This window comes from Streptomyces sp. WMMC500 (assembly GCF_027497195.1).
Taxonomy (GTDB): domain Bacteria; phylum Actinomycetota; class Actinomycetes; order Streptomycetales; family Streptomycetaceae; genus Streptomyces.
This window is the reverse complement of sequence record NZ_CP114905.1, coordinates 1809719-1836421: the sequence shown is the minus strand read 5'-3', so window position 1 is coordinate 1836421 and position 26703 is coordinate 1809719. Positions and strand designations below refer to the sequence as shown.

Genomic DNA, 26703 nt, shown 5'->3' with positions numbered 1-26703 from the left:
AACGGCGGTGTCCGCAGGATCGGCATCGGCCGCTACGGACGTCGGAGCCGTCCGCCGAAGAAGCGCCACACCGTCGCCCCGGGCGACGGTGTGGCGGACCTCAGCCGAGTTCCTCGGCGAGCCCGACCACGATGCCTTCGGGGCCGCGGACGACGTCCTCGATGTCGTCGACGGCGAACATGGCGCGCCGGAGGCCGAGCGTGTTCACCGGAGCGTCCTTCGGTTCGGGGGTGAGGGCCTGGGGCCGGTGGAACTTCGCCAGCTCCACTCGCCCGTGGCCGCCCGGGACGCGGAGCATGGCGACGTCCTGCCGGACGTCCTCCAGCCCGATCACCTGCTCCGCCCCGGGCCAGTCGAGCGGACCCTTGCCCTCCAGTTCCATGCCGAGTTCGACGAAGAACGCGATGACCGCGTCGAGGTCGTCGACGACGATGAGGACGTTGTCCATCCGCTTGAGCGCCATGGCGGGGGCCTCCTTTGTGTGGCACGGCCACGGTAGCCGCTGCCGCCCGCGGAGGCAGGGCTGACGGGCGCGTTCAGGCGAGGGGGCCGCTGCTCAGAGCGGCGTCCGCCATCTTCTGGAGGTCCGCGCGGCCGACGCCGCCCGCGGCCTGGACGGCGATGCCGAAGGCCAGCGTGGCGACGTAGCGGGCCAGCACGCCCGGGTCGCTCTCCGGCGGCAGGTCGCCCTCGCCGACGGCCCGCTCGAAGCGGTCGCGGAGGCGGGAGTACGCGGCGCCGCGCCAGTCGGCGAGGAGGTCGCGGACGTCCCGGCCGGCGTCGCCCGCGGCCAGGGCGCCCTGGACGCCCATGCAGCCGCGGGGGTGGGCCGGGCGGGTGGTGGTGCGGATGACGCCGGTGAGGACCGCGGTGGCGACCTCGCGGGCGGTGGGTTCCTCCAGGGCGCGGGCCAGGTAGGCGCTGGGGCCTTCGCTGTAGCGGGCGAGGGCCTTGCGGAAGAGTTCCTCCTTGTTGCCGAAGGCCGTGTACATGCTGGTGGTGGAGATGCCCATCGCGCTGGTCAGCGTGGCCAGGCTGGCGCCCTCGTAGCCGTGTTCCCAGAAGGTCAGCATGGCGCGTTCGAGCGCCTCGTCGGCGTCGAATCCGCGCGGCCGGCCCATCGGGCCGCTCTTCCCGGTCGCCATGCCGCCCAGCCTACCTCTTCCGCATCGATCGATGCGGAAGTGTGCTACGTTCCACTTCTGTAGCGATCGATGCGGAAGTCTGCCGCCGTGCCACGAGGAGACGCATGACCATCACGCTGATCACCGGCGCCAACAAGGGCATAGGGTTCGAGACGGCCAGGCAACTGCTGGAGCTGGGCCACGACGTCTACCTCGGCGCGCGCGACGCCGACCGCGGCGGGAAGGCCGCGGCGGCGCTTGGCGCACGGTTCGTCCAGCTCGACGTGACCGACGACGCGTCGGTGAACGCGGCGCTGGCGGCGATCGGTTCGGCCGCCGGACGGCTCGACGTCCTGGTGCACAACGCCGGCATCCTGGGGTACGGGGTCATGGACGGGCCCACGGCGCTGCGGGTCTTCGACACCAACGCGGTGGGGATCGTGCGGGTGACGGAGGCGGCGCTGCCGCTGCTGCGGAAGTCCGCCGACCCGACGGTGGTGACCGTGTCGAGCAGCGCCGGGTCGTTCTGGGCGGTGAACAACCCGGACCGGCCGGAGTTCCACCTGCCGGCCGCGCTGTACTCCGCGTCCAAGTCCGCGGCCACGATGCTCACCGTCCAGTACGCCAAGTCCCAGCCGGGCATCAGGTTCAACGCGGTCGAGCCCGGGTTCACCGCCACCGACCTGACCGCGGGGTTCGGGGGCGGCCGGACGCCGGAGGAGAGCGCCCGGACGGTGGTGCGGCTGGCGACCCTCGGCGCGGACGGGCCGACGGGGACGTTCACGGACGAGGAGGGCGAACTGCGCTGGTAGCGAGGAGGGTGACGGCGCGTGGGGAGCGCGGATGGGGGAGGTGCTTCGGGCCGTGACCGGTACCGGGAGGTGACACCAGCCCTAAGGGGCGGAGGGGGGGTAACCCCTACCAAGGCCGGGGGGATCCCCGATCGTGCGGAGACAGCGTGATCCGTAACTTCGAGGGTGCCAGCGCCACAGCGGTGCACACCCGAAATCGGAGGACCCCGTGATCCAGCTTCCCAGCCGCCCGGCCGTCGCGGCGTTCGCCCGGTTCGTGGTCTGCGGTGGCGGCCTCGGACTGGCCTCCAGCGGCGCGCTCGTGCTCCTCGACGGGGTCATGTCGATGCTGGTCGCCAACGCGCTGATCACCGTGGTCTCGACGCTGCTCGCCACCGAGCTGCACGGCCGGGTGTCCTTCCGCAGCGAGCGCGGCGGCTGGCGCGTCCACCTCCAGTCCGCCCTGACGGTCGCCGTCTCCTACGCCTTCACCACCGCCGCCCTCCTGGCCCTCCACGCCCTGCAGCAGTCCCCCTCGGTCGCCACCGAACAGGCCGTCTACCTCTCCGCCTCCGCCCTCGCGGGCATAGGCCGCTTCGCCGTCCTCCGCGCCGTCGTCTTCGCCGACACCCGCCGCACCCCCCGCGCTCCGGCACTCGCCAGGACGCCGGTCGCCAGGGCGTCGGTCGCGATGGCCGCGTAGCACGCCCCGGGGCCGCCCCCTCACGGCGCGCCGGCCGCCGGTCCGGTGCCGAAGTTCCAGGTCCGCGGCAGCGGCTCGTCGCACACCGCGCACCAGAACTCCTCGTCCCGCACGACATTGGTGGCCCGGCAGCGCGGACAGCGACGGAAGACGAACTCGTGGGTGAACCCCGCCGGTTGCGGTACGCCGAGCCTTCTCAGAGCGGCGCTCACCGCCGGCCACGAGCACGGGTCCGGGCAGTAGCCGGTCGACTGGTTCGTGACCTCCTCGACGTGCCATCCGGAGCCCGAACGGATCAGCGTGATCTCGCCGGCGGCCAGCACGTTCTCCCCCCGCGCGCAGGCGACGTGCTCGCTGCGCCTGGGGGCCAGCAGCAGACTGCCGTTCAGGTCGACGACGTACGTCATCGGCTCCCCGAACTCCGCGCCAGCGCAGGTGTCCGCCAGCGTGTCGAGACCGGCCGTGGACGTGACGGGCCACCCGCCGGGACCGCCGACCGCCGCCCGCAGGAGATGCCGCGGCCCGACGTAGCGGTAGCCGAGCGCTCCGATGGTCACCCGCCCAGGATAGGAAGCCGCCGAACGCACACCGAACTTCTTTTGCCGCACACGACATAGGGTCGCCACCGCGCACGCGTCTAAAGAGGTGAAGGACCACCGGGAGACGACCGATCACGGGGAACCATGGATGATGAGGAAGAGCGCCGCTTCCGCGAGTTCGTCGCCGCACGCTCACCCGTGCTGATGCGCACGGCGACCCTCCTGACCGGCGGCGACACCCACGCCGCGGAGGACCTGCTGCAGACGGCGCTGGCGAGGGCGGCAGGGCGCTGGGGGAGGCTGGAGAACCCCGAGGCGTATGTGCGGCAGGTGCTCTACCGGCAGCAGGTGAGCGTGTGGCGGCTGCTGCGCACGCGCCGCGAGACCACGGTGGCCGAACTCCCCGACGCCGCCGCGCGCGAGGACGTCACCGGCGCCGCCGAGACGAGGATTCAGGTGCGCCGGGCGCTGGGCCGGCTGACGGGGCGTCAGCGCACCATGCTGGTGCTGCGCTACTTCGAGGACTGCACCGAGGGTGAGGTGGCCGAACTGCTCGGCTGCTCGGTGGGCACGGTCCGCGGCACGACACACCGGGCCCTGGCCAAGCTCCGCGCGCTGGTGCCGGAGCTGGACCCCGGCGCCGCGTCCCGCGGCCCCGACATCGGCAACTCGCCCGCGGAGGTGTGGAAGTGAGCGCTGACCAGACGTTGCGGGAGACACTCCGCGAATGGGCCGAGGAGACACCGCCCCCGGCCGACCCGGATCTGGCGGGGCGGGCCCTCCTCCGGCGCCGCCGGCGCCGGGCGACCACGCTGACGGTGGCAACCGCCGCCTTCGCGCTGCTGGCGGGCGGGGTGGCGGTGCCGGTGCTGACGGACGACAAGCGGTCGGGCTCCTCGGGGCCGGCGGTGCCCGACGACGTGTCCGCGTACCCGGACGAGTCGCCGCCGCGCCATCTGATCGCCGCCGGGGACGTCGCGGTGTCGGCCTATCAGGCGGAACGCACGATCCGGGAGCAGGGCGGGGTCGAGCAGACGACCTACACCTGGAACCTGTACGACCCGGGAACGGGCCGGTACGAGAAGACGCGTTGGGGCTGGGTGGACGTCGCCCCCGGGATGCGGCGGGCCGCCGTGCTGGAGAAGACGCTGCCCGCGTCCCGGGTGGGGATTCTCGACCTGGCCACCCGGAAGGTGACGAAGTGGATCCCGTTGGAGCACGAGGCGGGCGGGGTGCGGTGGTCGCCGGACGGACAGCGGCTGGCTGTGACCACGTACAGCGGATACCCGGACGTGGAGATCGAAGACCCCGCGCTCTTCACGTCCCATGCGAGGACCGGCTATTACCTGGTCGACGTCGACTCGGGCCGGAAGGAATACCTTCCGATGGGAGTCGAGAGGGACGACGCGCTCATCCGGGCCGGCCGTGCCGACGTGCGGTGGAGCCGGGACGGCACGATGCTGGCGGTTCTGAGCCCGCCGGGCGGTGCCATGGAGGTCTGGTACGACCTGGACGGGCGGGTGGGCGAGAAGGCCCCCGCGTACGAGGGTCTGAACGCACCGCCCTCGGGCCCGTCCCCGGACGGGCGCTACTACACCGTGGGGGACGGCTGGAGAGCGACTGTGAAGGAGGCACGGACGAACCGGCCGGTCGGTGGGTCGAACGGGGGCATGATCCTCGCCTGGGCCGACAGCGACCGCTTGGTGCGCTGGGACTGCCGGCCGGAAACCCACTGCACGCAGGACATGGGCGAACGACTGGTGCTGACCGACACCACGGGCCGCACCAAGATCCCCCTCACCGGCTCCCGGTACAGCAACGGCCCCAAGGACTGGAACCCCCTGATCACCCCCCGCTGACACACCCACGCCGCCCCTCGGAGAGCCCCGCGGGCCCCCGCCGCGGGGCTCGTCCCCGCACCGGCCGAACCGCGTGCGATACGGCGTGCATCGTAGGGCTGCGGGGGTGGTCGAAGGCGCCGGAGAAGGGGGCGGGCCGGCCCCCGCGTAAGGGGCCGGCCCGGTGGGGTGGGAGTGTCAGCGCAGGTCGAAGCGGTCCAGGTTCATGACCTTGTCCCACGCCGCGACGAAGTCGTGCACGAACTTCTCCTTCGCGTCGTCGCTCGCGTACACCTCCGCCACCGCGCGCAGCTCCGAGTTCGAGCCGAAGACCAGGTCCGCGCGCGTGCCCGTCCACCTGACCTCGCCGGTCCGGTCGCGGCCCTCGAAGAGCTGGCCGTCGCCGTTGGCCGACGTCCACGTGGTGTCGAGGTCGAGCAGGTTGACGAAGAAGTCGTTCGTCAGGGTGCCCGGGGTCCCGGTGAGGGCGCCGTGGGGGGACTGCTGGTGGTTGGCGCCCAGGACGCGCAGGCCGCCGACGAGGACCGTCATCTCCGGCGCGGTCAGGGTGAGGAGGTTGGCGCGGTCGAGGAGCAGGTACTCGGCCGGGAGGGGCTGGTCCTTCGTCAGGTAGTTGCGGAAGGCGTCCGAGGTCGGCTCCAGCGCGGCGAAGGACTCGGTGTCCGTCTCGTCCTGGGTGGCGTCCGCACGGCCCGGCGCGAACGGGACCCGGACCTCGACGCCGCCGTCCCCGGCCGCCTTCTCCACGCCCGCCGCGCCGGCGAGGACGATCAGGTCCGCCAGCGAGATCCGCTTGCCGCCGGACTGCGCCGCGTTGAACTCCTCCTGCACGCCCTCCAGCGTGCGCAGCGTACGCGCCAGGCGGTCGGGCTCGTTGACGTCCCAGCCGATCTGCGGCTGCAGGCGGACACGTGCGCCGTTGGCGCCGCCGCGCTTGTCGCTGCCCCGGTACGTCGACGCCGACGCCCACGCCGTGGAGACCAGCTCGGAGACCGACAGGCCGGACTCCAGCACCCGGGCCTTCAGCGCCGCGACGTCGGCGGCGTCGACCAGCTCGTGGGTGACCTCCGGCAGCGGGTCCTGCCAGATCAGGTTCTCGGCCGGCACCTCCGGGCCGAGGTAGCGCACCTTCGGGCCCATGTCGCGGTGGGTGAGCTTGAACCAGGCCCGGGCGAAGGCGTCCGCGAACTCCGCGGGGTTGTCCTTGAAGCGCCGCGAGATCTGCTCGTACGACGGGTCGAAGCGCAGCGACAGGTCCGTCGTCAGCATCCGCGGCTCCTGCCGCTTCGACGGGTCGTGGGCGTCGGGCACGGTGCCCGCGCCGGCGCCGTCCTTCGGCCGCCACTGGTGGGCGCCCGCGGGGCTCTTGAACAGCTCCCACTCGTAGCCGAAGAGGATCTCGAAGAAGCTGTTGTCCCAGGCGGTGGGGGTGTCGGTCCAGGTGACCTCGAGGCCGCTGGTGATCGCGTCGCCGCCCTTGCCGGTGCCGTGGGTGCTGATCCAGCCCAGGCCCATGGCCTCCATCGGGGCGCCCTCGGGGGCGGGGCCGACGGCGTCGGCGGGGCCGTTGCCGTGGGTCTTGCCGAAGGTGTGGCCGCCGGCGATGAGGGCGACGGTCTCCTCGTCGTTCATCGCCATCCGGTGGAAGGTCTCGCGGATGTCGCGGGCCGCGGCGATCGGGTCGGGGTTGCCGTTGGGGCCCTCGGGGTTGACGTAGATGAGGCCCATCTGCACGGCGCCGAGCGGGTTCTCCAACTGGCGGTCGCCGCTGTAGCGGGTGTCGCCGAGCCACTCGGTCTCCGGGCCCCAGTAGACGTCCTCCTCGGCCTCCCAGACGTCCGCGCGCCCGCCGGCGAAGCCGAAGGTCGAAAAGCCCATCGTCTCCAGTGCGACGTTGCCGGAGAGGATCATCAGGTCGGCCCAGGACAGGCTCTGGCCGTACTTCTGCTTCACCGGCCACAGCAGCCGGCGGGCCTTGTCGAGGTTGCCGTTGTCCGGCCAACTGTTCAGCGGCGCGAAGCGCTGCTGACCGGAGCCCGCGCCGCCACGGCCGTCGTGGATGCGGTACGTGCCGGCGCTGTGCCACGCCATCCGGATGATCAGCGGGCCGTAGTTGCCGAAGTCGGCGGGCCACCAGTCCTGCGAGGTCGTCAGGACCTCGGCGATGTCCCGCTTGACCGCCGCCAGGTCCAGGCTCGCGAACGCCTCGGCGTAGTCGAAGTCCTCGCCGAGGGGATTGGAGGCGGGCTGGTTCTTGGCGAGGATCTTCACGTTCAGGCGCTCGGGCCACCACTGGCGGTTGCCGCCGCCCTGGGTCGGGTGCGGGGCGCGGCCGTGTGCGACGGGGCAGCCTGTCGCGCCCTCCGGGGTGGTGTCGGTGACGTGTGCTTCAGGCTTGTCGGCCATGAAAATCCTTCCGGACCATGCGGTTGAGGGTGCGGTGCTCGGGGGCCGCGGGGCGGAGGAAGTACGGAAGCGCCGGGGCAGGCCGGGGTGAACCGTGCGGTTTGGCCGGTTTACACCTGGACGCAACCCTCGAACCGGGCTCCGGGCAGCCGTGCGGTTCGAAACGGCGGCGTACGCGCATGTCGGAGTCTTCGTCTCCTGCCGTACGTGGTCTTCCTGTTTCCTGTGGCTGTCGCCGTCTCCGATCCTACGGTGGACAGATTCTAAGTCAAGAAGCACGCCAACTTCATATCGGATCGGAGCAACAGGTACCCGACGGATTCGGACATTCGTCGCAGAGGTGGTGTACGCGCGGGAGAGCCGTCGGGGAGGCGCGAAAGGGCGTCGCGGGGGCGGGTCAGAGCCAGCCGTTGCGGCGGAAGCCCCGGTGCACCACGGAGCACGCCACCGCGATGACGAGCAGCGTCGCCGGATACCCGTAGACCGAGCCCAGCTCCGGCATGTGGTCGAAGTTCATCCCGTACACCCCGCACACCATGGTCGGGATCGCGATGATCGCCGCCCACGCCGTGATCTTCCGCATGTCCTCGTTCTGCGCCACGGTCACCTGCGCCAGATGCGCCTGGAGGATGGAGTCCAGCAGCGTGTCGTACGCCGCTATCTGGTCGGTGATCCGCTGCAGATGGTCGGCCACGTCCCGGAAGTACGTCCGTATCCCTGCCGCGATGTGCGGCATGGGGCTGGTGGCGAGCCGCTGCAGCGGCCGGTCCAGTGGGGCGACGGCCCGGCGCAGCTCCATCAGCTCGCGCTTGAGCTGGTAGATCCGGCCCGCGTCGCCGCGGTGGGCGTGCTCGCTGAAGACGGCGGACTCCACGTCGTCGATGTCGCGCTGCACCGCGTCGGTCGCGAGGTAGTCGTCGACGACGTGGTCGGCTATCGCGTGCAGCACCGCCGCCGGGCCCTGGGCCAACTGCTCCGGCGACGCCTCCAGCGTCTCGCGCAGCGGGCCCAGCGAGCCGTGCGGCCCGTGCCGGACGGTGATCACGAAGTCGGGTCCGGCGAAGACCATCAGCTCGCCGGTGTCGACCACCTCGCTGGTCGCGGTCAGCTCCGCGTGCTCCACGTAGCGCACGGTCTTGAAGACGGCGAACAGCGTGTCGTCGTACCGCTCGACCTTGGGCCGCTGGTGCGCGTGCACCGCGTCCTCGACCGCCAGCGGATGCAGCCCGAACAGGTCCGCGAGCCCGGCGAGCTCCTCCTCGCGCGGCTCGTGCAGCCCGATCCACACGAAGCCCTGCCCGCGCCTGCGCACGTGGCCCAGCGCCTCGGCGGCCGGGCAGTTGCCCTGCTGGAGGCGCACGCCGTCCAGATACGACACGCAGTTCACCACGGCGCTGCCGAGCGGCGAGCGGGCGTGGTGGCTCAGGTCCACGGTGCGCCGGGGTGCCCTGCGCACCACGTGGCGGAGGCTTTTGATCATCGACACTGCGGGCTCCTTCGGCGGACCGGTGCCAGTCTGCCACCGGTCCGCCGCGCGCCGGACGCGCCCCGGCGATCACCCACCGGGGCGCAGAGAGCGGGGGAGCGCGGTCAGTGCCCGGCCGCACGCCCCCGGCGGCGCTGCACGTAGATGCGCCCGTCCTCGCCGCCGGTCCACTCCAGCCGCACGACGCCGGGGACGGCGGCGTCGGCGATGCGGGCGGGGTCCGCCCAGTAGCCGAAGTTGGGGTTGCGGAAGAACGTCGCCCACAGCCTGCCGTCCGCGTCGGCGAAGAAGTTGTTGTGCCCGGCGCCCACGCCCGCGGTCCAGCGCCTGGAGTACGGGCCCTCGAAGCGGTCGGCGACGGCCACCACCGCGTCGTACTGGTACTGCACGCGGCCGGTGCCGCCCGGCTCGTACGCGTGCCGCGTGCTGCCGTACGGATCGAGCGAGGCCCTGTTCCACGCGGCGTGCAGCAGGAAGTACTTCCCGCGGTGCCGGAAGACGTACGCGCCCTCCAGATACGGCTCGGGGGAGTACCGCTGCTGCGCGAAGCGCGGCAGCGCCGTCGTCGGGACGATGTCCTCCATGTCGTCGCGGAACTTCGCGTACAGGTCGTTGTGGAGGACCAGCCAGGCGTCGTCGCCCTCGCTGTACAGGCTGCCGTCGATGTGGTGGTACGCGCCGGGCTCGATGAACGACGGGCCGCCCCTGACCGGGTCGCCGAAGGGCTTGTCGAGGCTGCCCTCGACCAGCCGGTACGGGCCCTCCACCCCACCCTCGCTCACCAGCATGAACGAGCCGACCAGCCGTGAGTGGTCACCCATGCACGCGACGATGTACCAGCGCCCGCGGAAGTAGTGCACCTCCGGCGCCCAGGCGTTGGCGCGCTTGCCGAACATGTCGTCGTGCCAGTACTCCTGCCACGGCGCGACGACGGTGCGCCCCGGCCGGTTCTCGCCGGCGAACTCCGGCGACCACACCTTCCCCTTCTCCGCACCCGGCCGGATCCCGGTGGTGTCGGCAAGCCGCCAGGGCCCGCGCAGGGAGCGGGCCGTCCACACGAAGATCCCGTCGTTCCACGGGCTCGCGGTCTCCAGGCCCGGCACGCGGCTGGTGCCGGTGGCGACGTACAGCGGACGGCCGCCGACGTCGAAGCAGTTGACGTAGGTGTCACGCATCCAGACCCGGCCGATCTCCTCGTCGCGGGGCCGCAACTCCAGCGGCAGCACGAAGGAGTTGTCCTCGCGGGGCCAGAGGTCGGCGCGGGTGTCGGCCAGGCCGTACGGCTCGGGGTCGGGCCAGTTCCCCGGGTTGCCGCCCTCGCCGCCCCCGCCGCCGGCCGGGCCCGCCGTGCCGGGAGCCGCGGACGCGGGTACGGGCGCCAGCGCCGCCGCCGCGCCCACGGAGCCGGCGCCCGCCAGCAGGGACCGCCGGCCGATGGACGAACCGCTCGCTGAGTGGGTCATCTTCTCTCGTCCTCCCTCGTCGTGCCGCGCACGCCGGCGGCCCCGGGACCTGTCGTCGCGCACAGCATGCGAACGCCCGAAGATTTTCGTCAACAGGTCGGAAAAATAATCCGGTCGGCGCCTGCGCCCGGCCGGGTCCGCGCCCCCGGCCATCGCCGCAGGTCACGCACGACCCATCGTGCGGCAGCCGCAACGGAGTTTTGTGACGGGAGTCTTGCGGCCCTGTGTTTCTTTTTTCCGACCTGTTGACGAAAAACGCGGGGCGTCTCCATGCTGTCGGCCATGCACCCCTCCGCCGGCCCCCTCTCCCGCCTCCGCCGCGAGCACGAAGAGCTCGTGCTCTCCCTGCTGCGCAAGCACGGGCCCCTCAGCCGCGGCGAACTCGGGACCCGCTGCGGGCTGTCCCGCACCACGCTCTACGACATCGTCGGCGACCTCGTCGCCAGCGGCGCGGTCGTCGCCGCCGTGCCGCTGGCCGAGGAGCGGCGCCGCGGCCGGCCCGTGGAGAAGCTGTCCCTCAACCCCGACGCCGGGCAGGCACTCGGCATCGACTTCGCCCGCCGCGCCGTCCACGTCGCGGCCGTCAACGTCGCCCACGAGATCGTCGGCACCGCCAGCGAGCAGCACGCCCCCGACCTGGCGTGGGAGGAGCGCGTACGGCTCGCCGAACGGCTCGTCGGCACCCTCACCGGCGGCGCGCTGCGCCTCGGCGCACTCGACGCCGTCGGCGTCGGCGTCGTCGGCCCCATCGGCGCCCCCGGCGACCTCACCGCCGGCGACAGGCGCCTCGACGTACTCTCCGACCTGCTGCGCAAGAGCTTCGGCGTGCCCGTACTGCTCGACAACAACACCCGCCTCGCCGCGCTCGCCGAAGCCACCTGGGGCGCCGCCGCCGACGACGCCGACGTGCTCTACCTGCGGGTCTCGCACGGCGTCGGCGGCGGCCTCGTCGTCGGCGGCTCGCTGCACCGCGGCGCCTTCGGGCTCTCCGGCGAACTCGGCCACGTCACCGCCGTACCGGCCGGCGCACCCTGCGAGTGCGGCGGCACCGGCTGTCTGGAGACCGTGGCCTCCGTCGGCGCCGTACTCGACGCCTACCGCGCCGCGGGCGGACGCGCCGGCGACCTCGCCGCCTTCACCGCCGCGCTGTCCGCGGGCGACGCCGCGGCCCGCGCCGTCCTCGCCGTCGCCGGCGCCCACATCGGCACCGTGCTCGCCGCCGTCTGCAACGCGATCGGCCCCGGCGTGATCGTCATCGGCGGCGAACTCGCCCGCACCGGCGAGGCGCTCACCGGCCCCGTCGAGAAGGCGCTCGGCGCGCACATCATGCCCGCCTCCCGCGACCGCGTGGTGCTGCGCCCCGCGACCCTCGGCGCCACCGGCGGCGCGCTCGGCGCCATCGCGCTGGTGCTGCACGAATCCCCGCTCCTGTCCCACTACCCCGCAGAAACCGATCCCGAGGACGACGCGTGCGACGCGTGAAACGAACGAGGTGCGTATGGCCGTGATCACCACACCCCGCAAGCGGGCCGCCCAGCCGCGTGCGCGCCGCACCGAGCGGCGCGGCCAGGTCCGCTCCCTCGTCCTGAACGTCATCGCCCTGGCCACGGGCGTGGCCGTCTGGGCGGTGCTGGCCGCGCTCAACGTCGAGAGCCTGCCGGGGCCGCTCGCCGTGGCGCAGAAGGCCGGCGACCTGATCTCCGACGGCACCCTCGCCGACGACCTGCTCGCCAGCCTGCGCCGCGTCTTCACCGGCTTCGCGCTCGGCACCGCGCTGGCGATCCCCGTCGGCTTCCTCATGGGCTGGTATCCCACGGCCCGCGGGCTGCTGGAGCCGTACGTCCAGTTCTTCCGCACCATCCCGCCGCTGGCGCTCATCCCGCTGGCGATCGTGCTGATGGGCATCGGCGAGACCCCGAAGGTCTTCGTCATCTTCCTGGCGGCGTTCCTGTCCTGCGTCGTCGCCGCCTTCCAGGGCGTGGTCGACGTCGACCGCACCCTCATCAACGCCGCCCGGGTCCTCGGCGCCTCCGACCGCGTCATCTTCCTGAAGGTCGTCATCCCGGCGTCGACCCCGTTCATCCTCGTCGGCATGCGCATCGGCCTCGGCGCCGCCTGGGCCACCGTGGTGGCGGCGGAGCTGATCGCCGCCCAGGAGGGCCTGGGCTTCCGCATGCAGTACGCACAGACCTACTACGACCTCGACACCATCTTCGTGGGACTCATCACCATCGGCGTGCTCGGCCTGGTCATGGACCGGCTGCTGCTGCTCGCCGAGCGGCGTCTCACCGGCTGGCAGGAGCGGCGATGACCGAGACAACCGAGAAAATCTCCTTCCGGGACGTCGTGAAGACCTTCCCGATGAAGGGCACCGACTTCACCGCCCTCGACGGGGTGTCCCTGGACATCGCCGACCGCGAGTTCGTCACCGTCGTCGGCCCCTCCGGCTGCGGCAAGAGCACGCTGCTCAACATGGCCGCCGGGCTCGCCGAGCCCACCTCGGGCGACGTCCTGGTCGACGGCAGCCCCGTCACCGGGCCGGGCCCCGAACGCGGCGTGATCTTCCAGCAGTACGCGCTCTTCCCCTGGCTGACGGTGCGCCGGAACGTCGAGTTCGGGCTGCGGCTCGCCGGCCTGCCGGCGGACGAGCGCAGGAAGCGGGCCGACAGCGCCATCGAGCTGGTCGGCCTCACCGACTTCGCCGACGCGCTGCCCAAGACGCTGTCCGGCGGCATGAAGCAGCGCTGCGCCATCGCCCGCGCGTACGCGGTCAACCCGCAGGTGCTGCTGATGGACGAGCCGTTCGGGGCCCTGGACGCGCTGACCCGGGTGCAGTTGCAGGACCAGCTCCTGGACACCTGGAGCCAGGACAAGCGCACCGTCATGTTCATCACCCACGACGTCGACGAGGCGGTCTACCTGGCCAGCCGGGTGGTGGTGATGGCCGCCCGCCCCGGGCGCATCCACCGGATCGTCGACGTCGCGCTGCCCTACCCCCGTACCGAGGAGATCCGGCTGTCACCCGAGTTCGGCCGGATACGCAACGAGGTCTGGCACTCCGTCTACCACCAGGGCACCGCCCCGGCCGCGGCCTGACCCCGTACCCCCCCCGTACCCCCGTACCCCCGCACCCCCGAACGCCCCTGGATCCCCGCAGACTTCGGCACCGCTCAGCACACCCGAAAGGACCCCTCCGCCATGCGTGCGACCCGTCGTACCCTCGCCCTCTCACTCACGGTAGCGCTCATCTCACTTCCGGTAGCCGCCTGCTCCGACGACGGCGGCGGCGGTGGCGGGGCGGACGCCTCCACCGTCCGCTTCGGCTACATCAACGACTACAACGGCGCGAGCCTCCTCGCGATCGCCGAGAAGCAGGGCCTGTGGAAGAAGGCCGGTCTCGACGCCGAGATATCCGTCTTCAACAACGGCCCCATCCAGATCCAGGCCCTCGGCGCCGGCGACCTGGACTTCGGCTACATCGGCCCAGGCGCCATGTGGCTGCCCGCCTCCGGCAAGGCCGACGTCATCGCCGTCAACACCCTCGGCTACGCCGACCGCGTCATCGCCCAGCCCGGCATCTCCTCGCTCGCCGGCCTGAAGGGCAAGAAGGTCGGCGTCCCCGAGGGCACCTCCGGCGACATGGCGCTCAACCTCGCGCTCCAGGAGGAGGGCATGTCCATCGACGACGTGGAGAAGGTGCCGATGGACCCCGCGACCATCGTCTCCGCCTTCTCCTCCGGGCAGATCGACGGCGCGGGCCTGTGGTACCCGATGATCGACGAGATCAAGGCCAAGGTGCCCGACCTCGAAGAGGTCGCCAGCACCCGCGACTTCGAGGACAGCTTCTTCCCCAACGCCTTCGTCGCCGGCACCGGCGTCGACCCCGAGCTGTCCACCAAGGTCATCGGCGTGCTCCAGGAGGCCAACGACTGGCGCTTCGAGAACCCCGACGAGGCCGTCGCCGACACCGCCGCGATGCTCAAGCTGGACGAGGAGAAGGTCAAGGCCGACGCCGCCAACCAGGAGGTCCTGGCCACCAAGGACCTCGTCGCCAAGACCGAGGACGGCACCGTCGGCGACTGGCTGAACGACCTCGCCGAGTTCTTCGTCGGCACCGGCCAGCTCGACGAGGCACCCGACCCGGCGGAGTACTACCTCGGCGACCTCTACACGAAGGCGTCCGCCAAGTCAGCTTCTCGGTCCTGAAGTGCGGGCTTGACGGCCCGGCGGGTCTTCACACCGATTCGCGCTCCCGGCTGCCCCCTACGACAGGACGGCCACGGGTCGCATCCACCACAGAGAGGAGGTGCTAGGTCTCTTGCAGTGCGGGACTGTTGACGAAGCCCCACGCCAGGCGTGCGCGTTCACGCACGTTGACCCCGGCGACGTGGTCGGACGGGCCAGCGAGCCCGCACCGACGACAACGAAACTGATCCCGAGTCGGGCGATTGCCGCGCTCGGTATGGCCGCAGCGAGGGCAGCGCTGCGATGTGTAGGAGGCGTCGACTTCGAGAAACGCCACACCTGCCAGACGGCACTTGTATGCCAGGTACTCGCCGAGCCGGTCGAACGGCCACGAGGAGAGCGCGGCCCGCTGGTCGCGGGAAGGCCGTGCCCGTTCGCGGATCCCGCCGAGGTCTTCGACGGCGACACCGCGTCCGGTGCGTTGTGCGACGGCCACGATCTCCTTGCTGATCTTGTGGTTGGCGTGGGCGGCATGCCGGGTCTCGCGGCGGGCCATCCGCTTGGCCCGCCGGGACGCGCTGCGGGTCTGCCTGGCCTGCAGCTCCGCCCTCTTACGGGCCTGCCAGCGCCGGTAGCGCCCAAGGCGCCGCCCCTGGTAGTTGGTGCCATCACTGGTGGTGGCCAGATTCGTAATGCCCCGGTCCAGACCGATCCAGCCATTCGGCTCCGAAACCGTAGGCTCGGGCACCTCGCAAACCGCGACGAGAAGCCACTTCCCGTCACGGTGCACGAGATCACTCTCGCCTTTGCGGTACTTCACGAGCAGTTCCATCTGCTCCGGATGGCCGACGTAACGCAGGCCCTTCAGGCGCCCGTCGGTGGTCCAGATACTGACCGTGCGGCTGTCGTGCTGCCAGGACAGGATCCGGTCGTCGTAGGGTTGCGCCGCATCCTGGCGGAAGGCGATCGGCTTCGACTCGGCCCTGACTCTGCGCTTCGCACCCCGCGGCCCGAGGTTCCCCGCCCGCACGTTGGCCTTGAGTGTGGTGTAGGCATCCACGGTCTTCTTCACCGATCTGACGGCGGCCTGCGCAGACAGACCGAAGTCCGCCTTCAGCTCCGCGTACACCTCCTTCTGCAGGTCGTTACGCGACCGCTTGCCCGTCGAGTAGGCCACGGCAGAGGCCCGGTTCGCCGCGGCATTGCAGGAGTGCAGCGTCCGCTGCAGCGCCGACGCCTCCTCTGGCGTCGGCAGCAACCTGACTTGCACCACCAGCCTCATGCAAGCAACTTACCGGCGACCACTGACAACGCCTCCCACCCTGATGACGCTGCGCCACCCCCCGACGCCAGGATCAGGTTTCGATTCCTCATGGGTCCGAACTCCGGGGCTTCCTCGAAAGGGCAAGAGTGAACCTGCTGTTCCTGATGACCGACCAGCACCGCGTCGACACCCTGGGCTGTTACGGCAACCCGCACGTCGCGACCCCCCACCTCGACCGGCTGGCGGCCACCGGCACCCGCTTCGACCGGTGCTACACCCCCACCGCCATCTGCACCCCCGCCCGCGCCAGCCTGCTCACCGGCCAGGCACCGTTCCGCCACCGGCTGCTCGCCAACTACGAGCGCAACGTCGGCTACCTGGAAGACCTGCGGAGCGACGCGTTCACCTTCCCCGGAGCGCTCGCCGAACGCGACTACCAGCTCGGTCTCGTCGGCAAGTGGCACGGCGGCACCCACCGCAACGCCGCCTCCTACGGCTTCGAAGGACCGGACCTCCCCGGCTGGCACAACCCCGTCGACCACCCCGACTACCTCGCCTACCTCGCCGAGCGGGGGCTGCCGCCGTACCGGATCTCCGAGCCGATCCGCGGCACCACCCCCAACGGCAACCCCGGCAACCTGCTGGCCGCCCGGCTCCACCAGCCCGCCGAGGCCACCTTCGAGCACTACCTCGCCACCCGTGCCATCGAGCACCTGGACGCCTACGCGGCCACCGGCCGCCCGTTCTTCCTCGCCACCCACTTCTTCGGCCCGCACCTGCCCTACCTGCTGCCCGACGAGTACTACGACATGTACGACCCGGAACTGGTCGAGCTGCCCCCGTCGATCGCCGAGACCTTCGAGGGCAAGCCGCCAGTGCAGCGCAACTACAGCGCCCACTGGACCTTCGACACCATCCCCGTCGAGGTCACCCGCAAGCTCATCGCCGTCTACTGGGGCTACGTCACCCTCATCGACCGCCAGATCGGCCGCATCCTGTCCCGCCTCGACGAACTCGGCCTGACCGACGAGACCGCGGTCTTCTTCACCGCCGACCACGGCGAGTTCACCGGCGCCCACCGCCTCCACGACAAGGGCCCGGCGATGTACGAGGACATCTACCGCATCCCCGGCATCGTCCGCGTCCCCGGCGCCCGGCCGCAGGTCAGGGACGAGTTCGTGACCCTGACCGACTGCACCGCCACCATCCTGGACCTCGCCGGCTGCGACACCGCGCCCGCCGTCGACAGCCGCAGCCTGCTGCCGCTGGTACGCGGCGAGCGCCCCGAGTGGCCCGCGGAGCTGCTCGCCGAGTTCCACGGCCACCACTTCCCGTACCCGCAGCGCATGATCCGCGACGACCGTTACAAGCTCGTCGTCAACCCCGAGTCGGTCAACGAGCTGTACGACCTGGCCGCCGACCCGCACGAGCTGACCAACCGCTACGCGCACCCCGAAATGCTGCCCGTACGCCGCCGGATGCTGCGCCGGCTGTACGACCTGCTGCGCGAGCGCGGCGACAACTTCTACCACTGGATGACGCCGATGTACGACGTCGGCGCCCTCGACTACGACCCGACCCTCAGCGCATTCGAACCGGAAGGAACCTCCGCATGAGACGGACGTGGACACGGACCGCGCTGCTGCTGTGCGCGCTCCTCGCGGGACTGCTGCCGCTGTCGTCGGCGACGGCCGCGGACCCGGCGCCGGCTCCGGACCCGGCCCCGGCGACGGCCGCGGCCCCGGCTTCGGCTTCGGCGCAGGAAGGGAGTGCGGCCCCCGGGACGTACGCCAACCCGGTCACCGAAGGCGTCGTCGACACCTTCCCCGACCCCGTCACGATCCGCGGCAAGGACGGCTACTGGTACTCCTACGGCACCATGAACCCCGTCTTCCAGTCCGGCGGCGAGCAGAGCGAGCGGATGCTGCCGATCCTGCGCTCCGCGGACCTGGCGACCTGGGAGTACGCCGGCGAGGTCTTCACCCCCGCCACCCAGCCCGACTGGCACCGGGGCTCGCGGCTGTGGGCCCCCGACATCCGCTACAACGACGGCCGCTACACCCTCTACTACTCCGTCCCCGGCCGTGACACCGTCGGCGCCGCCACCGCACCCACCCCGACCGGACCGTGGACCGACACCGGCACCGTGCTGCCCACGCCCAGCGGCTGCCCCACCGGCGGCATCGACCAGGCCCAGTTCACCGACCGGGACGGCAAGACGTACCTGTACTGGGGCAGTTACGACATCCTGTGCGTCGCCGAGATGAACGCGGAGCGCACCCGTATCACCGGCGAGGTCACGCAGGTCGCCCAGGGCCGGCGCATGGAGGGCGCGTTCGTCGTCCGCCGCGACGGCTACTACTACCTCTTCTACTCCGACGCCGGCTGCTGCGACGGCGCGTACAGCGGCTACCAGGTCAAGGCCGGCCGCTCCACCAGCCCCACGGGACCGTTCCGCGACGACGAGGGCGTCGACCTCATGGCGCCGACCAGCAAGGGCGCCATCGTCCTGGGCGCCAACGGCAACCGCTGGATCGGCCCCGGCCACAACGGGCTGGCCACCGACCTCGCCGGCCAGGACTGGATGATGTACCACGGCATCCCCGCCGACAACCCCGACCTCGACCGCTTCCCGGACCTGCCCGACCGCCAGCTCACCCGGCGCCCCATGCTCATGGACCGGCTCGACTGGATCGACGGCTGGCCCGTCGTACGCGCCGGCGCCGGCCCCTCCGAGGGCCCGCAGCGCGCCCCGGTCACCGACTGGGACGCAGGCGGCACCTTCGCCTCCGGCTCCCTCGACGGCTGGCGCGCCGAGGGCGCCGGCACCGGCGGCTGGTCGCTCGCGGACGACGCCGACTCCGGCCCGTACGCGACCCACGGGGGCGGCCCCGGGGCGGCGTTCCTCGTCAGCGACGAGGCCGCCCCGCGCGACCTGCGCGCCGAAGCCGACCTGCGGGTGGCCGCCGCGGACGGGGCGGCGGGCCTGACCGTCGCCTACCGCGACCCGCGCAACCACACCACCGCCTGGCTCGACCGCGACCGCGGCGCGCTGGTCACCGACGTCGTCGTACGGGGCCGCAGCCTCGGCGAGCAGGTGACGCCGCTGCCCGCGTCGTACGACTGGGACTCCTGGCACAACGTCACCGTCGAGATCCGCCGCGGCCGGATGAGCGTCGAGGTCAGCGGCGACCGGCTGCGCGACGCCGTCGCCGCGCAGGAGCGCCGCCTGCCCGGGGCCGCCGCCCGGTCCGGCGCGGTGGGCACCGCCGCACGCGGCGGCGGTGCGGCGGCCGACAACGTCGGCGCGGCACGGCTCTACGAGCCGGTCACCGAGCGCGTACCCGAGCCCGCCACGGGCCGGCTGCTGCCCGGCCACAGCGACGAGTTCGCGTCCGGCACCGTGCCCGGCACCGAGCCCGGTTCGCCGTGGCAGTGGCTGCGCGGCCCGGCGCCCGGCGTGACCGCGGACGGCGGCGACCTGGTGTGGCCGACGCAGAACGGCGAACTGCACCTCGGCACCAACACCGCCTCCGTACTGCTGCGGGACGCGCCAGAAGGCGACTACACCGTCACCACCAAGGTCGCCTTCGACCCGGACCAGCCCAACCAGCAGGCCGGACTGCTCCTCTACGCCGACGACGACAAGTACTTCAAGGTGACCCACTCGGTGCTGCCGCTGAACCGCGGCGGCGGCACGGTCCTCGACGTCAGCGAGTTCACGAAGGAGGGCGAGCGGCCCACCACCTCGCCGCCGACGCCCGTCGCCAACGCGCCCATGTTCGGCGGCCCCACCGCCGACACGATGTGGCTGCGGCTGTCGTACCACCAGGACGGCAGAGGGGACGACGGCGAGCACGAGGTGCGCGCGGCCACCAGCCGCGACGGCCGCACGTGGGTCCACAACGGGGTCTGGACGCTGCCCGGCGACGAGCGGCTGCGGATCGGGCTGGTGTCGATGAACAAGGAAGGGGCGGTGGCGAAGTTCGACTACGTACGCACGCACCGGACCCGGTGACGGCGGGGGACTTGCCGTCGACGTCTTGACGGCGGTCTCGATCACGCTCACCGTTGCTGAGGCTGGTCCACCCGGCCCCGCCGGCACCCCTGGTGCCGGCGGGGCCGCCTCGTACGTCCGCCGTACGTCACCTCCGAGAGGCACACGTGAACAGCAAACTGCTCGGCGCGGGCACGGTCCTGGCGCTCCTCGCCTCGGTCGCGGCGCCGTCGTCGTCGGCGTCCTCCGCTCCCGCCCCGGCTCCCGCGGCGAAGCCCCTGCCCCTGCCCCTGGGTGACCCGGACCTGACCGAGACGCGGACCACCGAGACGCTGCAACCCGGTGTCACCCTCACCCGCATCGTGCGCGGCGCCGGCAGCCCGGACCTGCCCTGGACCGTCGAGGTGGCCATCCCCGGCGGCACCGGCTCGCCCGACCCCGACGCCCCGCCCGCCGCCCTGCGCGACCGGGCCAGCGCCGAGGAACTGGCCGCGAAGCTCACCGGCGACGGCTTCACCGCCCGCGCCGAGGAGGTCACCACGCCCGCCGTCGCCGACTTCGCGGGCGGCACCCTCGGCTGGCGCGTCCGCGTCGGTGCATTCGACGAGCAGGCCGCGGCGAACGCCGAGCGGGCCCGCCTCGTCGCCGCCGGATACGCGGGCTCCGCCACGTACACCGGCTGGGACGGCGACCCCGGCGTCCGCGGGGTGTGGCGGGTCGACGTGCTGACCGTCGACCCGCGCCGGTTCCGCGGCGGGCTCGTCGCCTCGTACGGGCCGGACCTGGAGAACCGCGAGACGACCAGCGAGCTGGCGACGGCGGCGCGCGCCACCGCGGGCGTCAACGCCGGGTTCTTCGTCCTCGACCCGAAGGCCGGCGCGCCCGGCGACCCGGCGGGCGCCGGCGTCTACGACGGCCGGGTGCTCAGCGAGACCGTGGGCACGCGGCCCGCGCTGGTGCTGCGCGACTCCGCCCGGGGCACGCGGGTCGCCCGGCTCGGCTGGGACGGCCGCGTCACCGCCGAGGGCGGCACGCTGCCGCTGGACGGCATCGACCGCGTACCGGGCCTCATCCGCAACTGCGGCGGCACCGCGGACGACACCCCGACCGCCCTCCCGCGGCACGACGTGACCTGCGCCGACGACGACGAAGTCGTCGCCTTTACGGATGAGTACGGTGCCCGCACCCCGGCCGGCGACGGCACCGAGGCCGTGCTCGACGCGGGCGGCCGGGTCGTCGAGGTGCGCTCGCCGCGCGGCGGCACACTGCCGGCGGGCGGCAGCGCGGTCCAGGCGACGGGCGCGCACGCCGACGAGCTGGCGGCCCTCGCGCGTACCGGCGAGAAGCTGCGGATACGCCACGGACTGCGCGACGACCGCGGGCGCTCCGTCGTGACGTCCGGCGGCACTTCCGTCGTCAACGGCGGCCCCGAACTCGTCCGCGACGGCCGGGTGCACGTCACGCCCGCGGCGGACGGCATGGTCCAGCCGGGCAACCCGAGCTTCTACTACGGCTGGATGCACAAGCGGAACCCGCGCACCCTCGCCGGCGTGGACGCCGCCGGCCGCACGGTGCTCGTCACCGCGGACGGCCGCGCCACGGACTCCCTCGGCCTCAGCATCCCCGAGAGCGCCGACGTCGCCCGCGCGTTGGGGCTGCGCGACGCCGTGAACCTCGACGGGGGTGGGTCGACCACGATGGCCGTGGGCGGCGAGGTGATCAACGACCCGTCCGACGCGGCGGGGGAGCGGGCGGTGGGCGACGCGCTGCTGATCCTGCCGCGGCGGCGCTGACGCGGAAGCGGACGCGGACGCTGAGGCTGACGCTGACGCTGACGCCGGAACATCCCCGAGAACCCAGCACAGTCCGAACGCCCCTCTCCACCAAGGAGCCGCCATGGCACCCGTTCTGACCGTGAGAAACCGCTTGCTGCTCGTGCTCTCCGCTGTGCTCCTCACGCTGGTCCCGGCCGCCCCGTCGCTCGCCGCGGCGGCACCCGAGGGCGCGGCGAAGGGCAACCCCCGGGGTGACGCCGAGGTCGTGGGCGTGACGCAAGTGGGGGAGCGCCTGGTCGACTTGTCGGTACGCTCCCCGGCCCTCGGTGGCCGCACGGTGCCCGTACGCCTGCTCACCCCCGACGGCTGGGACCCGGACGACCGCGGGCAGAACTGGCCCACTCTGTGGCTGCTGCACGGCTGCTGCGGCGACTACACCTCGTGGACCTCCGCCACCGACGTCGAGGAGACCGACAGCCTGCGAGACGTGCTCGTCGTCATGCCCGAGGCCGGGTGGAACGGCTGGTACAGCGACTGGTGGAACTTCGGCGACGGCGGCGACCCGGCCTGGGAGACCTTCCACACCGACGAGTTGCGCCGCCTCCTGGAAAGCGACTGGGGAGCGAGTGCGAACCGTGTGGTCGCGGGCCTGTCGATGGGCGGCCAGGGAGCGCTGATGTACGCGGCCCGCCACCGCGGCATGTTCCGCGCCGCCGCCGCCTACTCCGGCGCCGCACACCCGCTGCTCAACGACGAGTCGGTGAACCGGATCATGGGCTTCTTCGCCGGCCAGGGCGACGACCCGCGCCGCGTCTGGGGCGACCCGGTCGACCAGCGCGCCATCTGGCAGGCGCACGACCCGTACCACCTGGCGAAGAAGCTCAAGTCGACGCCGGTCTACCTCTCCTGCGGCGACGGCACCGCGGGCCCTCTCGACCCGCCCGGCGCGACGGACGCCCTGGAGGCGGACTTCAACCGGCAGAACAAGGCGCTGGCGGCGGAGCTGAAGCGCGTGGGCGCGAAGAAGGTGATCACCAACCTCTACGGTCCCGGCACGCACCGCTGGGCGTACTGGGAGCGGGAGTTGCACGCCTCGCTGCCGATGCTGCTGGGCGCGTTGAAGGTCCGCTGACCGCAAGCGCGCGGGGCAACGGGCCGCGGCACGGCGGCCCGTTGCCCGGCCGCGCCACCGCCCGGTACGCGCCTGGTACGCGCCTGGTACGCGCCCGGGATCAGCGCCACCACACCGGTCATCGATCAACGGTGGCCGCGGTCGTCTCCGCCCGCCCGGGCCGTGCGGATCACGACCGGAGTCAACCGCGGGGCGCTCCCGCGTCGTCGTAGTCCCGCCGGGCCCGCTCGACATGCGCGAGGTTGGTGGCGGCCCACTCGGAGAGGTGGGCGAAGAGCGGCGCGAGGCTGCGGCCGAGATCGCTGATCTCGTATTCGACGCGCGGCGGCACCTCGGGGTGGTAGGTGCGGACGACCAGGCCGTCGCGCTCCAACTGGCGCAGGCGCTGGGTGAGCACCTTGGGGGTGATGCCCTTGATACGCCGCTCCAGTTCGACGAACCGCTGGCGGCCGAAGGCGTGGAGAGACCAGAGGATCGGTGTGGTCCACCGGCTGAACACGATGTCCACGACCGGAGAGATCGGACAGGCTTGCTCCGGGTCGGTCATGGCGTCGGCCGTCGGCCGGCTCGTCCCGGTCGCCATGGCTACCACCTCTCCGAGAAAGTCACTTTCTTCTAGGTACCTACTATACCGAGGTTGTTAGCGTCGCCGTCATCGCACGAAACCACTGGAAAAGACGTGGGAGCTGATCATGATCGTGGTGACGGGTGCAACCGGGAACGTCGGCCGGCCGCTGGTGCAGGCCCTGGCGGAGGCGGGGCAGCAGGTGACGGCGGTGTCCAGGGGGATCACCCCGGTGGATCTGCCGGGTGGGACCAGGCACGTGCGGGCCGACCTGGCCGCGCAGGAGACCCTGCGGCCCGCCCTCCAAGGGGCCGGCACCCTGTTCCTGCACGACGGCGGCGCGGGTGGCCACGGGCTCGACCCGCGAGCCGTCCTCGACGTGGCCAGGGGTGCCGGGATCCGGCGGGTGGTGCTGCTCTCCTCGCAGGGCGTGATCACCAGGCCGGAGTCGCCCTCGCACGGAGGCGTCATGCGCTCGATCGAGGAAGCGGTGCGCGAGTCGGGCCTGGCCTGGACGATTCTGCGGTCCGGCGGCTTCGCGTCCAACGCCTACGCCTGGGCGGAGTCGGTACGCGCCGAGCGGACCGTCGCCGCGCCGTTCGGTGACGTCGGTATCCCGGTGATCGACCCGGCGGATATCGCGGAGGTCGCGGCCGTGGCCCTCATGAAGGACGAGCACGCGGGTCATACGTACGAGTTGAACGGGCCGGCCGCGGTCACGCCGCGGCAGCAGGCCGCGGCGATCGGAGGCGCCCTCGGCGAGCCGGTGCGTTTCGTGGAACTGACCCGGGGCGAGGCGCACGAGCGGATGTCCGCGTTCCTGCCGGAGCCGGTCGTCGAGACCACGCTGGCCGTCCTCGGCGAGCCCAACGCCGCCGAACTGCGACTCAGCCCGGACGTCGAGCGCATCCTCGGCCGCGCACCCCGTGCCTTTGATCGGTGGGCCCGCCGCAACGTCGAAGCGTTCCGGTGAAACTCCGGAACCCGTACAACCGTCGGCTGGGCGGGTTACTCACTGGACCAGGGTCGTCACTGTCCGTAATTATGGAGGTGTCGAAGTTCCGGCAGTGACATGAGAGGTGGCCGGGGATGGGGAAAGTCGGCAACGCCAGCCTGTACGGGGGCGAGGCGGAGGCAGGGGACAGCCTGAAGACGTTCGGGGCGATGCTGAAGGTGCTCCGGGATGAGGCAGGGCTGACGCAGGAGGTGCTGGCCGAGCGCGTGGGGTACTCGTTCGACCACATCTCCAAGATCGAGCGAGGAGTGCGGTTCCCGCCGAGGGATCTGGACAGGCTGGCCGAGGATGCGCTGGGCCCGCTGGCGGCGAGACTGCTGAAGGAGACGCGGAGGAGCCTGACGAGGAAGGCGGGGCTGGCGTCGCGGTTCCGGCACTGGGCGGTGATCGAGCAGGAGGCGGTCACGTTGTACGCGTACGAGTGCCGGGTGGTGCCAGGGCTGCTCCAGCCGGAGCCGTACATTCGCGCGGTCTCGGAGGCGGTACTGCCGCCGCTGAGCGAGGAACAAATCGACCGCCAGGTCGCGGCGAGGATGGAGCGGCAGGCCATCCTCGACGACAGGCCGAACACGTACTTCGGCTTCATCGTGGAACAGGCACTGCTGGAACGGCAGATGGGCGGGGTGCAGGTCACCCGCCTCCTTCTCGACCGCCTCTTGACGCTGGGCGAACGACGGAACGTCGAGATCCAGGTGATGCCGCGCCGAATGGAGAAACACGTGGGGGGAGACGGCCCCTTCTATCTTGCCGAGACCTACGACCACAAGTGGCTTGGCTACTCCGAGGGGCAGCGGTCGAGCAACTTGATCAGCGACCTGGCTGATGTCGGTATGCTCCAGCAGCGCTACCGGAAGCTCAGTTCCCAAGCGCTCGGCCACGAGGCTACCGTGGAGCTGTTGGAGCAGATGCGAGGAGACGTATGAGCAGGATCGGACCGGAGTGGTTCAAGAGCAGCTACAGCGGTGGCGAGGGCGACAACTGCATCGAGGTCGCCGTCGGCTCGCAGGCTGTTCACGTCCGTGACAGCAAGGACCGGGAGGGCGGTCAGCTCTCCGTGACTCCCGCGGCCTGGGCCGACTTCGTGGCCTACGCCAAGGCCGTCGAACTCTGAAACACCCGCCCGCGCGGCCGCCCCCCCCCGGCCGCCCGGGCGCCACGGGGCCGGGTTCCACCCGCCAACACGCCACCGTGAGAGAGGCGGCAATGGAACAGGGCACCCGCGGTCAGCTCATCGGCCGTCTGGCCGAGGCGACCAGGTCGCTCACGACCGCGCACCCGCTTCGGGTCGCCATCGACGGGCCGCCCGCCTCCGGCAAGACAACCCTGGCCGACGAACTCGCCGTCGTCCTGCGCGCGCAGGGCCGCGACGTCATCCGCGCGACCATCGACGACTTCCTCGTCCCCCGCGCACAGCGCTACCGACGCGGCCGGTACTCCGCCGAAGGCTGCTACTACGACGCCCACGACCGCGCCGCGCTGTGCCGGGTCCTGCTCGATCCGCTGGGCCCGGGCGGAGACCGAAGGTTCCGGCACGCGGTCTACGACGCGGACACCGACGCCCCGTCGTCCCCGCCGGCCGCAACCGCACCCGCGGACGCCGTACTGCTCTTCGACGGCGTCTTCCTCCTGCGCCCGGAGCTTGTCGACCGGTGGGACCTGCGCATCTTCGTGTCCGTCCCCTTCGAGCAGACGGTGGACCGCGCCCTCGGCCGCGGTGCACAGCAGGCCGGATCCACCGCCGTACCCGCCGACATCGAACGGTCCTGGCGCGACCGCTACATCCCCGCCCAGCAGCTCTACTTCGCCACGGCCCGCCCCACCGACCGCGCCGACATCATCGTGTACAACAAGCAGCTTCAACGGCCGACGTGGGAAGTCCGCCCACACGGTGCCTCGTCGAGGACCGTTCCGGAGAGAAGGACGTCGACATGAGCACGCGCATGCGAGTCGGAATGATCGCCGCTGTCGCCGCCACGGCCGCCCTGACGGGTGTCGCCACGGCCGGGGCGACACCCAGTGGCCCCGGGTTGACGGGGAAGACGATCTGGCAGACGACGGCGGGCGGCAAGGACTACATCCTCCGCCAGATCACCATCCCCGCCGGCCAGAGCACCGGCTGGCACTACCACGCCGGCACCCTGTACGGCTTCGTCGAGAAGGGCACGCTCAGCCACTTCGACTCCACGTGCAAGTCCGACGGCGTCTACGACGCCGGAAGCGCGTTGACCGAACCCTCCGGTGCGGAAAACGTCCACATCGGGCGCAACCTCGGTACCACACCCATCGTCCTGGACGTGCTGTATGTCCTCCCTCAGGGCGCGGCACTGTCGGAGGACGCCCCCAACCCCGGCTGCGACTTCGCATAGCGAGCCGGATTCTTGTCTCAATCCGGCGCCCCC

General features: G+C 72.0%; 25 protein-coding genes. 17 read left to right on the top strand and 8 right to left on the bottom strand.

The genetic code is table 11. The features are described from left to right. Positions 1–100 precede the first annotated feature (100 nt). Both O7599_RS07480 and O7599_RS07475 read right to left on the bottom strand, forming a co-directional pair. A complete protein-coding gene (locus O7599_RS07480) occupies positions 101–463 on the bottom strand; it encodes a VOC family protein (RefSeq protein WP_281621320.1) in 363 nt (120 codons plus the stop codon). A 73-nt stretch (positions 464–536) separates the two neighbouring features. Next, complete coding sequence (locus O7599_RS07475) at positions 537–1145, bottom strand: TetR/AcrR family transcriptional regulator (RefSeq protein WP_281621319.1); 609 nt, start codon at positions 1143–1145, stop codon at positions 537–539. Between the two features lie 104 nt (positions 1146–1249). On the opposite strand from O7599_RS07475, the gene O7599_RS07470 reads away from it, so the two are divergent. Both O7599_RS07470 and O7599_RS07465 read left to right on the top strand, forming a co-directional pair. Next, positions 1250–1936: an SDR family NAD(P)-dependent oxidoreductase gene (locus tag O7599_RS07470; RefSeq protein ID WP_281621318.1), complete on the top strand. Its 687-nt coding sequence runs from the start codon at positions 1250–1252 to the stop codon at positions 1934–1936. Between the two features lie 208 nt (positions 1937–2144). After that, entirely contained in the window at positions 2145–2618 is a 474-nt protein-coding gene (locus O7599_RS07465) for a hypothetical protein (RefSeq protein ID WP_281621317.1), read from the top strand. A gap of 20 nt (positions 2619–2638) precedes the next feature. Here the strand turns inward: O7599_RS07465 and O7599_RS07460 are convergent, their stop codons facing one another. Beyond that, entirely contained in the window at positions 2639–3175 is a 537-nt protein-coding gene (locus O7599_RS07460) for a hypothetical protein (protein ID WP_281621316.1), read from the bottom strand. Positions 3176–3301: 126 nt separating this feature from the next. Between O7599_RS07460 and O7599_RS07455 the strand changes: the two genes are divergently transcribed. Together O7599_RS07455 and O7599_RS07450 are read left to right on the top strand one after the other, a co-directional pair. Beyond that, positions 3302–3850, top strand: a complete 549-nt coding sequence (locus tag O7599_RS07455; RefSeq protein WP_281621315.1) for a SigE family RNA polymerase sigma factor — start codon at positions 3302–3304, stop codon at positions 3848–3850. Further along, positions 3847–5016 (top strand): hypothetical protein, encoded by a 1170-nt coding sequence (locus O7599_RS07450; RefSeq protein ID WP_281621314.1) that lies wholly within the window; start codon positions 3847–3849, stop codon positions 5014–5016. The genes O7599_RS07455 and O7599_RS07450 overlap by 4 nt, the downstream gene beginning before the upstream one ends. 177 nt (positions 5017–5193) lie before the next feature. Here O7599_RS07450 and katG read toward each other — a convergent pair whose 3' ends face one another. The 3 genes from katG to O7599_RS07435 all read right to left on the bottom strand — a co-directional run bounded on the left by katG (position 5194) and on the right by O7599_RS07435 (position 10371). Next, positions 5194–7422 (bottom strand): catalase/peroxidase HPI, encoded by a 2229-nt coding sequence (gene katG / locus O7599_RS07445; RefSeq protein ID WP_281621313.1) that lies wholly within the window; start codon positions 7420–7422, stop codon positions 5194–5196. 397 nt (positions 7423–7819) lie between these two features. Beyond that, positions 7820–8902, bottom strand: a complete 1083-nt coding sequence (locus O7599_RS07440) for a magnesium and cobalt transport protein CorA (protein WP_281623306.1) — start codon at positions 8900–8902, stop codon at positions 7820–7822. Positions 8903–9012: 110 nt separating this feature from the next. Beyond that, complete coding sequence (locus O7599_RS07435; RefSeq protein WP_281621312.1) at positions 9013–10371, bottom strand: family 43 glycosylhydrolase; 1359 nt, start codon at positions 10369–10371, stop codon at positions 9013–9015. A gap of 270 nt (positions 10372–10641) precedes the next feature. On the opposite strand from O7599_RS07435, the gene O7599_RS07430 reads away from it, so the two are divergent. The 4 genes from O7599_RS07430 to O7599_RS07415 all read left to right on the top strand — a co-directional run bounded on the left by O7599_RS07430 (position 10642) and on the right by O7599_RS07415 (position 14577). Continuing rightward, positions 10642–11853 (top strand): ROK family protein, encoded by a 1212-nt coding sequence (locus O7599_RS07430; protein ID WP_281621311.1) that lies wholly within the window; start codon positions 10642–10644, stop codon positions 11851–11853. 16 nt (positions 11854–11869) lie between these two features. After that, positions 11870–12682 (top strand): ABC transporter permease, encoded by an 813-nt coding sequence (locus tag O7599_RS07425; RefSeq protein ID WP_281621310.1) that lies wholly within the window; start codon positions 11870–11872, stop codon positions 12680–12682. Beyond that, entirely contained in the window at positions 12679–13467 is a 789-nt protein-coding gene (locus tag O7599_RS07420) for an ABC transporter ATP-binding protein (RefSeq protein WP_281621309.1), read from the top strand. Before O7599_RS07425 ends, O7599_RS07420 begins: the two co-directional genes overlap by 4 nt. 102 nt (positions 13468–13569) lie before the next feature. Then, positions 13570–14577, top strand: coding sequence for an aliphatic sulfonate ABC transporter substrate-binding protein (locus O7599_RS07415; RefSeq protein ID WP_281621308.1), 1008 nt, complete (start codon positions 13570–13572; stop codon positions 14575–14577). Positions 14578–14680: 103 nt separating this feature from the next. Here O7599_RS07415 and O7599_RS07410 read toward each other — a convergent pair whose 3' ends face one another. After that, positions 14681–15838, bottom strand: a complete 1158-nt coding sequence (locus O7599_RS07410) for a transposase (RefSeq protein WP_281621307.1) — start codon at positions 15836–15838, stop codon at positions 14681–14683. A 128-nt stretch (positions 15839–15966) separates the two neighbouring features. Here O7599_RS07410 and O7599_RS07405 point away from each other — a divergent pair, with 128 nt between their 5' ends. From O7599_RS07405 to O7599_RS07390, 4 genes are all read left to right on the top strand, one after another. Beyond that, positions 15967–17436 (top strand): sulfatase-like hydrolase/transferase, encoded by a 1470-nt coding sequence (locus O7599_RS07405; RefSeq protein WP_281621306.1) that lies wholly within the window; start codon positions 15967–15969, stop codon positions 17434–17436. Beyond that, entirely contained in the window at positions 17433–19838 is a 2406-nt protein-coding gene (locus O7599_RS07400; protein ID WP_281621305.1) for a family 43 glycosylhydrolase, read from the top strand. The genes O7599_RS07405 and O7599_RS07400 overlap by 4 nt, the downstream gene beginning before the upstream one ends. Before the next feature lie 146 nt (positions 19839–19984). Beyond that, on the top strand, positions 19985–21610 hold the full coding sequence (locus O7599_RS07395) for a phosphodiester glycosidase family protein (RefSeq protein ID WP_281621304.1): 1626 nt from the start codon (positions 19985–19987) through the stop codon (positions 21608–21610). A 103-nt stretch (positions 21611–21713) separates the two neighbouring features. Next, positions 21714–22724: an alpha/beta hydrolase family protein gene (locus O7599_RS07390; RefSeq protein WP_281621303.1), complete on the top strand. Its 1011-nt coding sequence runs from the start codon at positions 21714–21716 to the stop codon at positions 22722–22724. A gap of 181 nt (positions 22725–22905) precedes the next feature. Here the strand turns inward: O7599_RS07390 and O7599_RS07385 are convergent, their stop codons facing one another. Then, positions 22906–23307 carry a helix-turn-helix domain-containing protein gene (locus O7599_RS07385; RefSeq protein ID WP_281621302.1) on the bottom strand — a complete coding sequence of 134 codons (402 nt, stop codon included), beginning with the start codon at positions 23305–23307 and terminating at the stop codon, positions 22906–22908. A 109-nt stretch (positions 23308–23416) separates the two neighbouring features. Between O7599_RS07385 and O7599_RS07380 the strand changes: the two genes are divergently transcribed. The 5 genes from O7599_RS07380 (at position 23417) to O7599_RS07360 (ending at position 26670) form a co-directional block, all read left to right on the top strand. Continuing rightward, positions 23417–24262 (top strand): NAD(P)H-binding protein, encoded by an 846-nt coding sequence (locus tag O7599_RS07380; RefSeq protein ID WP_281621301.1) that lies wholly within the window; start codon positions 23417–23419, stop codon positions 24260–24262. Between the two features lie 116 nt (positions 24263–24378). After that, on the top strand, positions 24379–25227 hold the full coding sequence (locus O7599_RS07375; protein WP_281621300.1) for a helix-turn-helix transcriptional regulator: 849 nt from the start codon (positions 24379–24381) through the stop codon (positions 25225–25227). Further along, a complete protein-coding gene (locus O7599_RS07370; RefSeq protein ID WP_281621299.1) occupies positions 25224–25415 on the top strand; it encodes a DUF397 domain-containing protein in 192 nt (63 codons plus the stop codon). The genes O7599_RS07375 and O7599_RS07370 overlap by 4 nt, the downstream gene beginning before the upstream one ends. Positions 25416–25507: 92 nt before the next feature. Next, positions 25508–26236, top strand: coding sequence for a cytidylate kinase family protein (locus O7599_RS07365; protein WP_281621298.1), 729 nt, complete (start codon positions 25508–25510; stop codon positions 26234–26236). Next, entirely contained in the window at positions 26233–26670 is a 438-nt protein-coding gene (locus O7599_RS07360; RefSeq protein WP_281621297.1) for a cupin domain-containing protein, read from the top strand. Before O7599_RS07365 ends, O7599_RS07360 begins: the two co-directional genes overlap by 4 nt. The last annotated feature ends 33 nt before the right edge of the window (positions 26671–26703 follow it).

What these genes read in the sequence shown, in the direction of transcription:
- O7599_RS07435 (WP_281621312.1), bottom strand. Translation starts at nt 10,371, where the DNA reads ATGACCCACTCAGCGAGCGGTTCGTCCATCGGCCGGCGGTCCCTGCTG.
- O7599_RS07390 (WP_281621303.1), top strand. Translation starts at nt 21,714, where the DNA reads ATGGCACCCGTTCTGACCGTGAGAAACCGCTTGCTGCTCGTGCTCTCC.
- O7599_RS07430 (WP_281621311.1), top strand. Translation starts at nt 10,642, where the DNA reads ATGCTGTCGGCCATGCACCCCTCCGCCGGCCCCCTCTCCCGCCTCCGC.
- katG (WP_281621313.1), bottom strand. Translation starts at nt 7,422, where the DNA reads ATGGCCGACAAGCCTGAAGCACACGTCACCGACACCACCCCGGAGGGC.
- O7599_RS07360 (WP_281621297.1), top strand. Translation starts at nt 26,233, where the DNA reads ATGAGCACGCGCATGCGAGTCGGAATGATCGCCGCTGTCGCCGCCACG.
- O7599_RS07380 (WP_281621301.1), top strand. Translation starts at nt 23,417, where the DNA reads ATGATCGTGGTGACGGGTGCAACCGGGAACGTCGGCCGGCCGCTGGTG.
- O7599_RS07420 (WP_281621309.1), top strand. Translation starts at nt 12,679, where the DNA reads ATGACCGAGACAACCGAGAAAATCTCCTTCCGGGACGTCGTGAAGACC.
- O7599_RS07375 (WP_281621300.1), top strand. Translation starts at nt 24,379, where the DNA reads ATGGGGAAAGTCGGCAACGCCAGCCTGTACGGGGGCGAGGCGGAGGCA.
- O7599_RS07480 (WP_281621320.1), bottom strand. Translation starts at nt 463, where the DNA reads ATGGCGCTCAAGCGGATGGACAACGTCCTCATCGTCGTCGACGACCTC.
- O7599_RS07385 (WP_281621302.1), bottom strand. Translation starts at nt 23,307, where the DNA reads ATGGCGACCGGGACGAGCCGGCCGACGGCCGACGCCATGACCGACCCG.
- O7599_RS07440 (WP_281623306.1), bottom strand. Translation starts at nt 8,902, where the DNA reads ATGATCAAAAGCCTCCGCCACGTGGTGCGCAGGGCACCCCGGCGCACC.
- O7599_RS07470 (WP_281621318.1), top strand. Translation starts at nt 1,250, where the DNA reads ATGACCATCACGCTGATCACCGGCGCCAACAAGGGCATAGGGTTCGAG.
- O7599_RS07425 (WP_281621310.1), top strand. Translation starts at nt 11,870, where the DNA reads ATGGCCGTGATCACCACACCCCGCAAGCGGGCCGCCCAGCCGCGTGCG.
- O7599_RS07400 (WP_281621305.1), top strand. Translation starts at nt 17,433, where the DNA reads ATGAGACGGACGTGGACACGGACCGCGCTGCTGCTGTGCGCGCTCCTC.
- O7599_RS07455 (WP_281621315.1), top strand. Translation starts at nt 3,302, where the DNA reads ATGGATGATGAGGAAGAGCGCCGCTTCCGCGAGTTCGTCGCCGCACGC.
- O7599_RS07410 (WP_281621307.1), bottom strand. Translation starts at nt 15,838, where the DNA reads ATGAGGCTGGTGGTGCAAGTCAGGTTGCTGCCGACGCCAGAGGAGGCG.
- O7599_RS07365 (WP_281621298.1), top strand. Translation starts at nt 25,508, where the DNA reads ATGGAACAGGGCACCCGCGGTCAGCTCATCGGCCGTCTGGCCGAGGCG.
- O7599_RS07415 (WP_281621308.1), top strand. Translation starts at nt 13,570, where the DNA reads ATGCGTGCGACCCGTCGTACCCTCGCCCTCTCACTCACGGTAGCGCTC.
- O7599_RS07475 (WP_281621319.1), bottom strand. Translation starts at nt 1,145, where the DNA reads ATGGCGACCGGGAAGAGCGGCCCGATGGGCCGGCCGCGCGGATTCGAC.
- O7599_RS07370 (WP_281621299.1), top strand. Translation starts at nt 25,224, where the DNA reads ATGAGCAGGATCGGACCGGAGTGGTTCAAGAGCAGCTACAGCGGTGGC.